This window comes from Nonomuraea sp. NPDC023979 (genome assembly GCF_040639085.1).
GTDB lineage: Bacteria > Actinomycetota > Actinomycetes > Streptosporangiales > Streptosporangiaceae > Nonomuraea > Nonomuraea ceibae.
In genome coordinates this window covers 27,038-38,210 of the sequence record NZ_JBEZZG010000031.1, presented here as the reverse complement: position 1 = coordinate 38,210, position 11,173 = coordinate 27,038, and the positions used below count along the sequence as shown (strand labels likewise).

The 11,173-nt window shown below is 71.2% G+C and carries 11 protein-coding genes; 1 reads left to right on the top strand and 10 read right to left on the bottom strand.

The features are described 5' to 3' along the window. Window positions 1-14: 14 nt before the first annotated feature. The 3 genes from AB0G11_RS37785 to tdh are packed head-to-tail and all read right to left on the bottom strand — an operon-like array spanning window position 15 to window position 3,149. Window positions 15-935 (bottom strand): LysR family transcriptional regulator, encoded by a 921-nt coding sequence (locus tag AB0G11_RS37785; RefSeq protein ID WP_357591446.1) that lies wholly within the window; start codon window positions 933-935, stop codon window positions 15-17. Between the two features lie 16 nt (window positions 936-951). Beyond that, window positions 952-2,121: a glycine C-acetyltransferase gene (locus AB0G11_RS37780; protein ID WP_219506331.1), complete on the bottom strand. Its 1,170-nt coding sequence runs from the start codon at window positions 2,119-2,121 to the stop codon at window positions 952-954. Continuing rightward, window positions 2,121-3,149, bottom strand: a complete 1,029-nt coding sequence (gene tdh, locus AB0G11_RS37775) for an L-threonine 3-dehydrogenase (RefSeq protein WP_219506333.1) — start codon at window positions 3,147-3,149, stop codon at window positions 2,121-2,123. Before tdh ends, AB0G11_RS37780 begins: the two co-directional genes overlap by 1 nt. 201 nt (window positions 3,150-3,350) lie before the next feature. On the opposite strand from tdh, the gene AB0G11_RS37770 reads away from it, so the two are divergent. Then, on the top strand, window positions 3,351-4,520 hold the full coding sequence (locus AB0G11_RS37770; protein ID WP_357591444.1) for a Gfo/Idh/MocA family oxidoreductase: 1,170 nt from the start codon (window positions 3,351-3,353) through the stop codon (window positions 4,518-4,520). 22 nt (window positions 4,521-4,542) lie between these two features. Here AB0G11_RS37770 and AB0G11_RS37765 read toward each other — a convergent pair whose 3' ends face one another. The 7 genes from AB0G11_RS37765 to AB0G11_RS37735 form a co-directional block, all read right to left on the bottom strand. Further along, window positions 4,543-5,646 carry an SPFH domain-containing protein gene (locus AB0G11_RS37765; RefSeq protein WP_246645089.1) on the bottom strand — a complete coding sequence of 368 codons (1,104 nt, stop codon included), beginning with the start codon at window positions 5,644-5,646 and terminating at the stop codon, window positions 4,543-4,545. A gap of 3 nt (window positions 5,647-5,649) precedes the next feature. Next, entirely contained in the window at window positions 5,650-6,081 is a 432-nt protein-coding gene (locus AB0G11_RS37760) for an NfeD family protein (protein ID WP_219506337.1), read from the bottom strand. Between the two features lie 79 nt (window positions 6,082-6,160). Next, window positions 6,161-7,312, bottom strand: coding sequence for an Ig-like domain-containing protein (locus tag AB0G11_RS37755; protein ID WP_357591442.1), 1,152 nt, complete (start codon window positions 7,310-7,312; stop codon window positions 6,161-6,163). 73 nt (window positions 7,313-7,385) lie between these two features. Next, window positions 7,386-8,474, bottom strand: coding sequence for a fumarylacetoacetate hydrolase family protein (locus AB0G11_RS37750; RefSeq protein ID WP_357591441.1), 1,089 nt, complete (start codon window positions 8,472-8,474; stop codon window positions 7,386-7,388). After that, complete coding sequence (locus AB0G11_RS37745; RefSeq protein ID WP_219506351.1) at window positions 8,471-9,238, bottom strand: hypothetical protein; 768 nt, start codon at window positions 9,236-9,238, stop codon at window positions 8,471-8,473. The genes AB0G11_RS37750 and AB0G11_RS37745 overlap by 4 nt, the downstream gene beginning before the upstream one ends. Next, window positions 9,235-10,404: a homogentisate 1,2-dioxygenase domain-containing protein gene (locus AB0G11_RS37740; RefSeq protein WP_219506432.1), complete on the bottom strand. Its 1,170-nt coding sequence runs from the start codon at window positions 10,402-10,404 to the stop codon at window positions 9,235-9,237. The genes AB0G11_RS37745 and AB0G11_RS37740 overlap by 4 nt, the downstream gene beginning before the upstream one ends. An 80-nt stretch (window positions 10,405-10,484) precedes the next feature. Then, on the bottom strand, window positions 10,485-11,114 hold the full coding sequence (locus AB0G11_RS37735) for a helix-turn-helix domain-containing protein (protein WP_219506353.1): 630 nt from the start codon (window positions 11,112-11,114) through the stop codon (window positions 10,485-10,487). Window positions 11,115-11,173: the final 59 nt, after the last annotated feature.

The following is an 11,173-nucleotide window of genomic DNA, read 5'->3' as shown; positions in this document are numbered from 1 at the left end:
GCGGCGCCGGTGTCTCATCCGATCCCGAGAGAGCCGGAGATCTGCTGGAGGCTGTCCAGCAGCGGGCGCAGCAGCGGGTGCGACTCGGCCCCGCGCCGGACGGCGGCGAACACGCGGCGCTCCATGCCGGCCGCGAGCGGGCCCGGCGTGTGGTGCACCGTGACGCCGGGCAGCGTCATGTCGCGCAGCGCCAGCCGGGGCACCAGGGCGATTCCCGCCCCGGCCCCGACCAGCGCCACCACGGCGCGGAAGTCGTCCGAGCAGTGCGCGAACCGGGGCGAGAAGCCCGCCTGCTCGCAGGCGAACGCGATCACGTCGTGCACGGGGTTGCCGGGGTAGGGGCCGATCCACGTCTCCCCGGAGGCGGCGGCGAGGTCCACGGCGGAGCCGGACAGCGGGTGGCCCTCCGGCAGCACCAGGTCGAACGGCTCGGCGTACAGCGGGACGCGGAACAGGCGGCGGTCGGCCGCGTCGGGGCCGCCCCGGTACTCGACGGCGATCGCCACGTCGGCCTCGCCGTCGAGGAGCATCGCCAGGCTCTGGTGGCCCTCGGCGTCGCGTACCCGCACCTGGATGCCGGGCGTGGTAGCGCGCAGCGCGACGATCGCGGGGGAGAGCACGGCGCTGATCGCGGTGGCGAAGCAGGCCGCGGTGACCTCGCCCGCTGCGCCCGTGGCGTAGGCGGCGACCTCGGCCTCGGCCCGTTCGAGCTGGGCCAGCACTTCGTTCGCGTGGGCCAGCATGATCTTGCCGACGGCGTTGAGCCGGACGCCGCGCCCGTCGCGCACGAACAGCCGGTGCCCCACCTCGTGCTCCAGGGCGACGAGCTGCTGGGAGACGGCCGACGGCGTCAGGTGGAGGGTGGCCGCCGCGGCGGTGACCGTGCCGTGGTCGGCCACCGCGCGCAGCGTGCGCAGCCGCCGCGTGTCTATCACGCTGCGAGGATACGGGTCAGGCGCGCGCCCGTACGAACGCGGTCACCGCCCGGTCCACGTCGGCGGCGGAGTGGGCGGCCGAGAGCTGGACGCGGATCCTGGCCTGGCCGTGCGGCACCACCGGGTAGGAGAAGCCGATCACGTAGACGCCCAGTGCCAGCAGCCGCTCGGCCATGGCGGAGGCCTCGGCGGCGTCGCCGATCATCACGGGGACGATCGGGTGGTCGCCCGGCAGGATGTCGAACCCCTCGGCCGCCATCCGGCTGCGGAACCGCTCGGTGTTGGCGCGCAGCCGCTCGCGGGCGTCGCTGGAGGTCTCCAGCAGGTCCAGGATGCGCAGCGACGCCGCGGCGATCACCGGGGCGAGCGAGTTGGAGAACAGGTACGGGCGCGAACGCTGCCTGAGCAGGTCGCAGATCTCCTGCCGGGCGGCGACGTAGCCGCCGCTGGCGCCGCCGAGCGCCTTGCCGAGCGTGCCGGTGATGATGTCGACCCGGTCGCTCACCCCGTGCAGCTCGGGCGTGCCGCGCCCGGTGGGGCCGACGAAGCCGACGGCGTGCGAGTCGTCGACCATGACCATGGCGTCGTAGCGCTCGGCCAGGTCGCAGATGTCGGCGAGCGGCGCCAGGTAGCCGTCCATGGAGAAGACGCCGTCGGTGACGATCAGCCTGCGCCGCGCGTCGGCCGACTCCTTCAGCCGGGACTCCAGCTCGGCCATGTCGCGGTTGGCGTAGCGGTAGCGGCGGGCCTTCGACAGCCGGATGCCGTCGATGATGCTGGCGTGGTTGAGCGCGTCGGAGATCACCGCGTCCTGCGCGTCGAGCAGCGTCTCGAACACGCCGCCGTTGGCGTCGAAGCACGAGCTGTAGAGGACGGTGTCCTCCTGGCCGAGGAAGTCGGACAGCCGGGCTTCGAGCTCCTTGTGCACCTCCTGGGTGCCGCAGATGAACCGCACCGAGGCCATGCCGAACCCCCACCGGTCCAGCGCCTGCTTGGCGGCCTCGACGACCTCGGGGTGGTCGGCCAGGCCCAGGTAGTTGTTGGCGCAGAAGTTGAGCACCTCCTGGCCGGCCACGCTCACCGCCGAGCTCTGCGGGGTGCTGATCACCCGCTCGGGCTTGAGCAGCCCGGCCTCGGTGATCTCGTCAAGCGTCGCACGCAGCTGCTCGCGTACGTTCGTGAACATCAAGCGCTCCAATCCAGGATGACTTTGCCCGTGCGGCCACTGGCGGCGGTGTCGAAGGCGGCGTCGAACTCGTCGTACGGGAAGCGGTCGGTGATCACCGGGGTGAGGTCGAGCCCCTTCTCCAGCAGGACCGACATGTTGTACCAGGTCTCGAACATCTCGCGGCCGTAGACGCCCTTGATGGTGAGCATCGAGGTGACGACTGTCGCCCAGTCGATCGCGAACTCCTCGGCGGGCAGGCCGAGCATGGCGATCCGGCCGCCGTGGGTCATGTGCGCGATCATGTCGCGCATCGCCGCCGGGTTGCCGGACATCTCCAGGCCGACGTCGAAGCCCTCGCGCATGTCGAGGCGGCGCATGCCGTCGGCGATGGTGTCGCGGGAGACGTTCAGCGCCAGGTTGACGCCGAGCTTGCCGGCCAGGTTGAGCCGCTCGTCGCTGACGTCGGTGATGGCCACGTGGCGGGCGCCGACGTGGGTGGCGACGGCGGCGGCCATGAGCCCGATCGGGCCGGCCCCGGTGATCAGCACGTCCTCGCCGACGAGGGGGAAGGAGAGCGCGGTGTGCACGGCGTTGCCGAACGGGTCGAAGATGGCGGCCACGTCGGGGTGGACGGGGGTGCGGTGCACCCACACGTTCGTGGCGGGCAGCGTCACGTATTCGGCGAACGCGCCGTCGCGGTTGACGCCGAGGCCGATGGTGTTGCGGCACAGGTGGCGGCGGCCGGCCATGCAGTTGCGGCACTTGCCGCAGACGATGTGGCCCTCGCCGCTGACGAGGTCGCCGACCGCGATGTCCTCGACGCCGGGCGCCACCTCGACCACGTGCCCGGAGAACTCATGTCCCACGATGAGCGGAAGCTTCAGCGTTTGCTGCGCCCAATCGTCAAATTTCCGAATATGCAGGTCTGTGCCGCATATGCCGGTCCGCAGGACCCTGATCTTCACCTCGCCCGGCCCCACCTCGGGCTCCGGGACGTCGACCAGCCAGAGCCCCGGCTCCGCCCTCTCCTTGACCAGCGCTTTCATCGCGTGCATCCCCCTCGATCCGAACCTAACGCACTGTGCCGCTTCCCCTCCCGCGTGTCCATCGAGGGATTCTTAACTGCCCCCCAAGCTCTGCTTCACGCTGAAGGGCGTACGCGGTCTGAGCAGGAGATCATCAACCCTGATGCGCATTGATGTGCAAAAATGCCGACTTACAGGCATAAAAAGACCAGAGGGGCATCCGTGGAAGACCTGCGATTCGGCGTCATCGGCCTCGGCCTGCGCGTGAGCCTCGCCGTGGCCGCCCACCAGCCCGGCCGGGGCTCGGTGGTGGCCGCGGTCTGCGACACCGACCCGGCGACGCTCAAGGAGCAGGCCGCCCGCTTCGGCGACCCGGTGACCACCACGGACCACCGCGACCTGCTCCGCCGCGACGACCTCGACGCGATCATCGTGATGACGCCCGACGACACCCACGAGGAGATCGCGATCGCCTGCCTGGAGGCGGGCAAGGCCGTCTACCTGGAGAAACCGCTGGCCATCACCGTCGAGGGCTGCGACGCCGTCCTACGCGCCGCCCGCGACACCGGCACCCGCCTGTACGTGGGCCACAACATGCGGCACATGGGCGTCGTCCGGCTGATGCGCGACATCATCGCCCGCGGCGACATCGGCGAGCCGAAGACCGTCTGGGTGCGCCACTTCGTCTCCTACGGCGGCGACTACTACTTCAAGGACTGGCACGCCGACCGGTCCCGCACCACCGGCCTGCTGCTGCAGAAGGCCGCCCACGACCTCGACGTCCTGCACTGGCTGGCCGGCGGCTACACCACCCGGGTCAACGCCCTCGGCGACCTCGCCCTCTACGGCGACCTGCCGCGCCGCGCCCCCGGCACGCCGCGCCCCGACGGCTGGCTGCGCGAGTTCGACTGGCCGCCCACCAGCCGCCGCGACCTCCACCACGTCGTCGACGTCGAGGACGTCTCGGTCATGAACATGCGCCTCGACAACGGCGTCGTCGCCGCCTACCAGCAGTGCCACTTCACGCCCGACTACTGGCGCAACTACACCGTCATCGGCACCGAAGGCCGCCTGGAGAACTTCGGCGACGGCCCCGGCGACACCGTCAAGGTGTGGAACACCGGGCCCACCGGCTACCGCGACGACTGCGACATCGCCTACCGGGTCCCGCAGGCGCAGGGCAGCCACGGCGGCGCCGACCTGGACATCGTCGCGGAGTTCCGCCGGTTCGTGCGCGAGGGCGGCGTCACCGACACCTCCCCGGTGGCGGCCCGCATGAGCGTCGCCGCCGGCTACATGGCCACCCTGTCCCTGCGCGACGGCGGCGCCCCGTACGACGTGCCGCCCCTGGACCCGGAGCTGGCCGCCTACTTCGACGGCGGCCAGCGCTGACGAAAGGCCCGCGGCGGGCGGGTCAGCGGCCGGATTCGCGGTGGCGCTCGTCCAGGTCGGCGGGGGCGGCGTCGCGGTCGACGCCCGGGAAGGGCGACGGCTCCTGGGCGGCCTGGGTGAGCTGGCGGGGGCCGTTGGGGTTCTCGGCGTCCTGGGCGTCGGCGACGGCCTCGGCGGCGGCTTCGGACGCCTTGGCGATCTCCTCGTCCATGGCCGACGTCTCCGGGGCCTCCTCGCGCGTGGCGGCCGAGCGGGGGAGCGCCTCGGTGAAGGCCTTGGAGACGCCCTGGAGGGCCGAGGTGACCTCGCTGGGGATGACCCAGAACGTGTTGCCCTCACCCTGCGCGAGCTGCGGCAGCACCTGCAGATACTGGTAGGCGAGCAGCTTGGGGTCGGGGTCGTTGCGGTGGACGGCCTGGAAGACCTGGTCGATGGCGCGCGACTGGCCCTCGGCTTCGAGGATCGCGGCGGCGCGCTGGCCCTCGGCGCGCAGGATGCTGCTCTGCTTGTCACCCTCGGCGGTGAGGATCTGCGACTGGCGCTGGCCCTCGGCGTTGAGGATGGCGGCGCGCTTGTCCCGCTCCGCGCGCATCTGCTTCTCCATCGCGTCCTTGATGGTCTTGGGCGGGTCGATGGCCTTGATCTCGACCCGGTTGACCCGGATGCCCCACTTGCCGGTGGCCTCGTCGAGGACGCCGCGCAACTGGCTGTTGATGGTGTCGCGGGAGGTCAGCGTCTTCTCCAGGTCCATGGAGCCGACGACGTTACGCAGGGTGGTGACCGTGAGCTGCTCGACGGCCTGGATGTAGTTGGCGATCTCGTAGGCGGCGGCGCGCGGGTCGGTGACCTGGAAGTAGAGGACGGTGTCGATCTCGACGACCAGGTTGTCCTCGGTGATGACCGGCTGGGGGCGGAACGACACCACCTGCTCGCGCAGGTCGATCATCGGATAGACGCGGTCCACGTACGGGATGACGAAGTTGAGCCCGGGCTTGAGCGTGCGGTGGTAGCGGCCGAGGCGTTCGACGTTGCGCGCCCGCGCCTGCGGGATGATCCGCACGGCCTTGAGCACGGTGAACACCGCGAAGAGTATGACGAAGATGCCGACGAGCAACAGCGGATCCATGGCTCACTCCCGGGGATATACGAGGGCGGTGGCACCGTCGATCTCGATGACGTCGACGGTGGCGCCGGTGGGGATCACGAGGGTCTCGTCGTAGGCGCGAGCCGACCATTCCTCGCCGCCGATGCGGATGCGGCCGTCTCGCCCGGTGACCTCGGACAGGACGTAGGCGGGCTTGCCGACGAGGGCTTCGACGCCGAAGCGGCGCAGTTGCGGCTGGCGGATGTGACGTGCGGCGATGGGCCGGATCACGACCAGGCCGGCCGCGGACGAGAGGGCGAACAGCAGCAGTTGGAGCGGGACGGGCAGGCCCAGCGCGGCGCCCGCCGCGGTCAGGAGGGAGGCGACGCCGAGCAGGCCGAGGGCCGCGGTGAGCGTGAAGATCTCGGCCACCCCGAGGACGACTGCGAGGATAATCCAGATGATCCATTCATCCATGCTCCGGCCTCCTATAGGGACAACGGGCCTGCGCAGGCACCAGTTCCCCCCCTGTTCCACCGTAATGCCGGAAGCGGCGCTACGGCAGGGGCGGGGCCGAACGCAGGGCGCTTCCGCGCAGCCACTGCTCCCACGACAGTTGCCAGAAGCCCCATCCGTTGTCCCATTCGAGCCGGCGATCGGTGCCGGTGATCGTCACGGGGTCGCCGCGCAGTGAGGTGTCGTAGAACCAGGCGGCCTGGTCGGGGCGGGCGTTGACGCAGCCGTGGCTGACGTTGGCGCGGCCCTGGGCCCACACGTTGTCCTTGGCGTGCACGTACTCGCCGCTGTCGGAGATGCGGACGGCATGGTCGATCATGACGTCGTAGTAATCAGGGTCGCCTTCGGAGCGGCCGGGGGAGATCATGCGGACCGGGTTGCCCTTGTCCATCGTCAGGTGGACGCCGCTGGTCGTGGTGTATTCGCGGGTGGTGGCCATGCCGGCGCTGATGGCCATGCGCTGCACCACCCGCCCGTCGCGCCGGACGGTCATTTGGTGAGTGCGGGTGTCGATGGCGCTGGTCTGCGCGCGGCCCACGGTGAAGGCGAAGGTCTGGTCGCTGACGCCGTAGACGCCGGGGGCCAGGCGGATGCCGGCCAGGTGGGCGGTGACCGTGACCTGCTGGCGGGGCCGCCAGAACCGCCGGGGCCGGTAGACGGCCCGGGTGTCGTCGATCCACCGCCAGGCGCCTTCGGCGGGCGGCTCGGCCCGGACCTCCAGGGCGCGCTCGACGGCCGCCTTGTCGCGGATGGGCGTGTCGAAGTCGAGGATGACCGGCATGCCGATGCCGACGGTCTCGCCGGGCTGCGGGGTGGTGGCGGCCAGGCCGAAGGAGCGGGCGGCCTGGCGGGTGCGGAAGCGGCCCATCGTCACCGTCGAGGGGCCTTCGGCGCCCGCGGCCTTGACGGTGACGGTGTATTCGGCGCCGGGCTTCAGCGTCCAGGAGGAGCGCCAGGTGGTGCGGGTGGGGTCGAGCGTGCCGCGCACGGGCACGCCCGACACGTACGCGAGCACCTGGCTGAGTGTGCCGCCCTTGGCGCTGACCACCAGGCCCTGGTCGGGGCGGGCGCGCTTGGTGTCGAAGGCGGGGGAGACGTGGACGACGGGCGGGCGGGGCGGGGGCTCGGCCGAGGCGCAGCCGGCTGCCGTGAGCAGCACGGCCACGCAGATCGTCGCGGCACGCCGCAGCATGACACTCCTGCTTTCCGGGGACCGGGGAGCCTCAAGGGTAGCGGGGAGTCATGGCTCAAGCACGCCGAGTCACTTATCCGACAGTTCCGGTTACCTCCCCCAAGGAGATGTCGCCGGCCTTGGCGCTGATCGTCACCGTGTCGCCGTCCTGGAGGAACGTCCTGGTGTCGCCGCCGGCGAGCTTGAGCGGGTCGGTGCCGTTCCAGGTGATCTCGATGAGCGAGCCGCGCTCGTCCACCTGGCCGCCGGAGACGGTGCCGCTGGCGAACAGGTCGCCGGTGCGCAGCGGCGCGCCTCCAGAGGTCAGATGCGCGAGCATCTGGTCCGGCGTCCAGTACATGTCCCGGTACGGCGGGCGCGAGATGACCTCGCCGTTGAGCCGGATCTCCATGGTCAGGTCGAGTCCCCAGTCGCCCTTGCGGCGCAGGTAGTCGAGCGGCGGCGGGTCCTGCTCGCGGCCGGGGACGCGCGGCAGCGCCTCCAGCGGCGTGACCCACGGCGAGATCGACGTGGCGAACGACTTGCCCAGGAACGGCCCGAGCGGCACGTACTCCCACGCCTGGATGTCACGCGCGGTCCAGTCGTTGACCAGCGTCACCCCGAACACGTGGTCCTCGAAGTCGCCGGTCCCCGGCACGCCGACCACGAACCCCAGCTCGGCCTCGATGTCGAGCTTGGCGGTCGGCCCGTAGGAGCCGGCGCCGAGCTGCCCGTGCGGCCGCCTGATCGGGGTGCCGGACACCACGACGGTGCCCGCCCTGCCGTGGTAGCCGACGGGCAGGTGTCGCCAGTTGGGCAGCAGCGGCTCGCTGCCGGGCCGGAAGATGCGGCCCAGGTTGCCCGCGTGCTCCATCGAGCAGTAGAAGTCGACGTAGTCGGCCACCTCGAACGGCAGGTGCAGCTTCACCTGGTCGAGCGGCACCAGGTGCGGCTCGGTGATGGCCAGGTCGCCGGTGAGCTTGTTGCGGATGAGCGTGCGGGTGTCGTGCCAGGCGCTGCGCCCGCGGGCCATGAACGGGTTGAGCGTGGGCGCCGCGAACACCTCGTCGTGCAGCGCGGCCGCCAGGTCGAGCACCCGGTCGCCGTATCGCACCCCCACCCTCGGCGCCTCACCGTGCCGTGAGAACACCCCGTAGGGCAGGTTGTCCACTCCCCAGCTCACGCTTCCTCCTCGATCAGTCCCAGGGCCCGCAGGTCGTCGACGGGCGTGCCGGTGCTGCACGAGCCGTAGCTCACCAGCAGGTGCCTGGCCCGCTTCGCGGTCTCCTCCGGTACGTTGCGCGCGAGCTGCACGAGCTGGCCCACGTCGGTGGAGCGCAGCACGGGCGCCGGGTCGCGGCCCGCGACCGCCTCGCACACGGCCAGCACCAGGTTGAGGAAGCCGTAGCGGTCCACGCCGAGCGTGGGGTCGAAGTGCCGTACGGCGTGGTGCAGCCCGGCGGTCGCCTTGAACGGGATGTCGTTCTCGACGCAGAACCGGATGAACGCGGCGACCTGCTCGACCGGCGGGAAGGCGTCGGCCGCCTCGCCGCCGCAGCGGATCTTCAGCCCCACCCCGGCGGGCACGTCCGGGACGAACTTGCCCGGCGGCACCTCGACGAACAGCCGTATCCCCGAGGGCAGGTCCAGCTCGCGGGCCACGTCCTCGACAGTGCGCTCGGCGGGCAGCCTGGCCTCGACGAAGTCGACGGGCAGGTCGTCGAAGGGCGGCAGCTCGGGCGTGTCCTTGATCAGCCCGATGCGGCGCGGCTGCCAGTCCTCGGCGCGCAGCCGGTCGAGCCGGCTGGCCGGGCACAGGAAGCGGTGCGTGAGCACCTCGACGTTCTCCTCGACGCCGCGCCGGTTGCGGGCCAGGGCTTCGGACATGTGCAGCGACGTCGGCGGGAACAGGCCCGCGTCGTCGACGAGTGCGGTGAAAAGCGTCATCGTGACCAGGTCCAGGCGTATCCGGGGTCCTCGCAGGACAGTGCGCCCTGCCCGAGATCGAGCGGGCGGAAGGTGTCGACCATCACGGCCATCTCGCTGGTGGTCGTGACGCCCTTGGCGACGGCGTCGATGACCGCCTCGACCGCGCCGGGCTGCGGCCCGTGCGTGAATCCGGCCGGGTGCAGCGAGATCGAGCCGACGTCGATGCCGGATCCCTGGCGTGCGGAGTAGTCGCCGCCCACGTAGAACATGAACTCGTCGGAGTCCACGTTGTGGTGGTTGTAGGGGATCGGCACGGATTCGGGATGGAAGTCGAGCGGCCGGGGGCAGAACGAGCACACGACGAAGCCGGGGCCCTCGAAGGTCTGGTGGACCGGCGGCGGCGCGTGCGTCTTCTTCACCACGGGCTCGAAGTCGTTGATGTTGAACGCGTACGGGTAGAGGCAGCCGTCCCAGCCGACCACGTCGAACGGGTGGTTGCGGTAGACCAGCCGGGTGAGCCCGCCGCGGGTGCGGACGAGCACCGGCACCTCCTCGCCCTCGACGGTCAGCGGCTCGGCGGGGGCGCGCAGGTCGCGCTCGCAGTAGGGGGCGTGCTCCAGGAACTGGCCGTGCTGCGACAGGTAGCGCTTGGGCGGCCTGATGTGCCCGGACGCCGCGATGACCAGCGCGTTGACGGGTCCGTCGGGCACCCAGCGGTGGATGGTGCCGGTCGGGATGACGACGTAGTCGCCGGGCCCGGCCTCGATCACCCCGTACGTGGACTCGAACCGGGCGCGGCCGGCCTGGACGTACACGCATTCGTCGCCCATCGAGTTGCGGTAGAGCTCGCTGGGCCGGTCGGTGGTGGCGTACGACAACCGGACGTCGCCGTTGCCCGCCAGCAGGACGCGCCCGGACACGAGGTCGCCGGCGCTGGTGAGCTGCTGGGTGCGGAAGTGGCGCGGCGACAGCGGCAGGTTGGGCTCGAGCCGCGTGCTGATCTCGGGGGTGACGGCCTCGGCCTTGAGGATGGCGGTCGGCAGGTGGCGGTGGTAGAGCAGCGAGGAGTCGGACGAGAAGCCTTCCTCGCCCATCAGCTCCTCGGCGTACAGGCCGCCGTCGGGCCGCCTGAACTGGACGTGGCGCTTGCGAGGCACCTCTCCCACGACGCGGTAGTACGGCATCCGCTCCTCCACCAACTGTCCGCTAATCGGACGCATGTGTCCTTTATGTGTAACAACCGTCCGTCATAGCCTCCGCAATGTCAACCCAGCGCGTCGGCGAGCCCGGCCGCCGCCTCGACGACCAGCGCGCCTGTGGAGGGAGGCAGCGGCCCGAACGTCACCACCCCGACGGAAGCCTCCAGCCAGGGCAGCCCCGTCACCGGCGCCGCCATCCCCCTTGCACCCTCCTGCAACTGCCCCTCGGTGACGAGATAATCGGCCCGGCCCTCGCGCGCCGCCAGAATCGCCTGCCCGGCCGCGCCTTTGGCCAGCGGATGGCGCGAGCCCTCGCGGTAGGCCACGTGCATGTCCGTCCACGACGGCTCGACCACGGCGACCGCGAGCCCGTCGTCGCCCTCGGCCACGGTCAGGTGCGCGGTCGCGCCCACCTGCTCGGCCAGCCGCCGCAGCGTGGGCAGCGCCGCCGCGCGCAACAGCGGCTGCACGGCCTGCGCCAGCACGAGCACGCCGAACCCCAGGTGCACCCGCCCTTCGGCGTCGCGGCGGACGAACCCTTCGTTGAGCAGCGTGGTCAGCAGGCGGTAGACCACGGGCCGGCTCAGCGACAGCTCGGCGCTCAGCTCGGTGGGCGTGCGGCCGCCCTTGCCGTCGGCGAGCAGGCGCAGCAGGCGCAGCCCGCGTTCGAGGGTCTGGGCGGATTCGGCGGCCATGACAACGATTATCTATGCGTGAGCCGAGGGTGACGTAACGCGATGAAAGGGGTACGTAA

Excerpts from the sequence above, each read along its gene's own strand:
- AB0G11_RS37745 (WP_219506351.1), bottom strand. The coding sequence starts at position 9,238 with ATGACGCTTTTCACCGCACTCGTCGACGACGCGGGCCTGTTCCCGCCG.
- tdh (WP_219506333.1), bottom strand. The coding sequence starts at position 3,149 with ATGAAAGCGCTGGTCAAGGAGAGGGCGGAGCCGGGGCTCTGGCTGGTC.
- AB0G11_RS37780 (WP_219506331.1), bottom strand. The coding sequence starts at position 2,121 with ATGTTCACGAACGTACGCGAGCAGCTGCGTGCGACGCTTGACGAGATC.
- AB0G11_RS37765 (WP_246645089.1), bottom strand. The coding sequence starts at position 5,646 with ATGGATCCGCTGTTGCTCGTCGGCATCTTCGTCATACTCTTCGCGGTG.
- AB0G11_RS37755 (WP_357591442.1), bottom strand. The coding sequence starts at position 7,312 with ATGCTGCGGCGTGCCGCGACGATCTGCGTGGCCGTGCTGCTCACGGCA.
- AB0G11_RS37735 (WP_219506353.1), bottom strand. The coding sequence starts at position 11,114 with ATGGCCGCCGAATCCGCCCAGACCCTCGAACGCGGGCTGCGCCTGCTG.
- AB0G11_RS37760 (WP_219506337.1), bottom strand. The coding sequence starts at position 6,081 with ATGGATGAATGGATCATCTGGATTATCCTCGCAGTCGTCCTCGGGGTG.
- AB0G11_RS37740 (WP_219506432.1), bottom strand. The coding sequence starts at position 10,404 with ATGCCGTACTACCGCGTCGTGGGAGAGGTGCCTCGCAAGCGCCACGTC.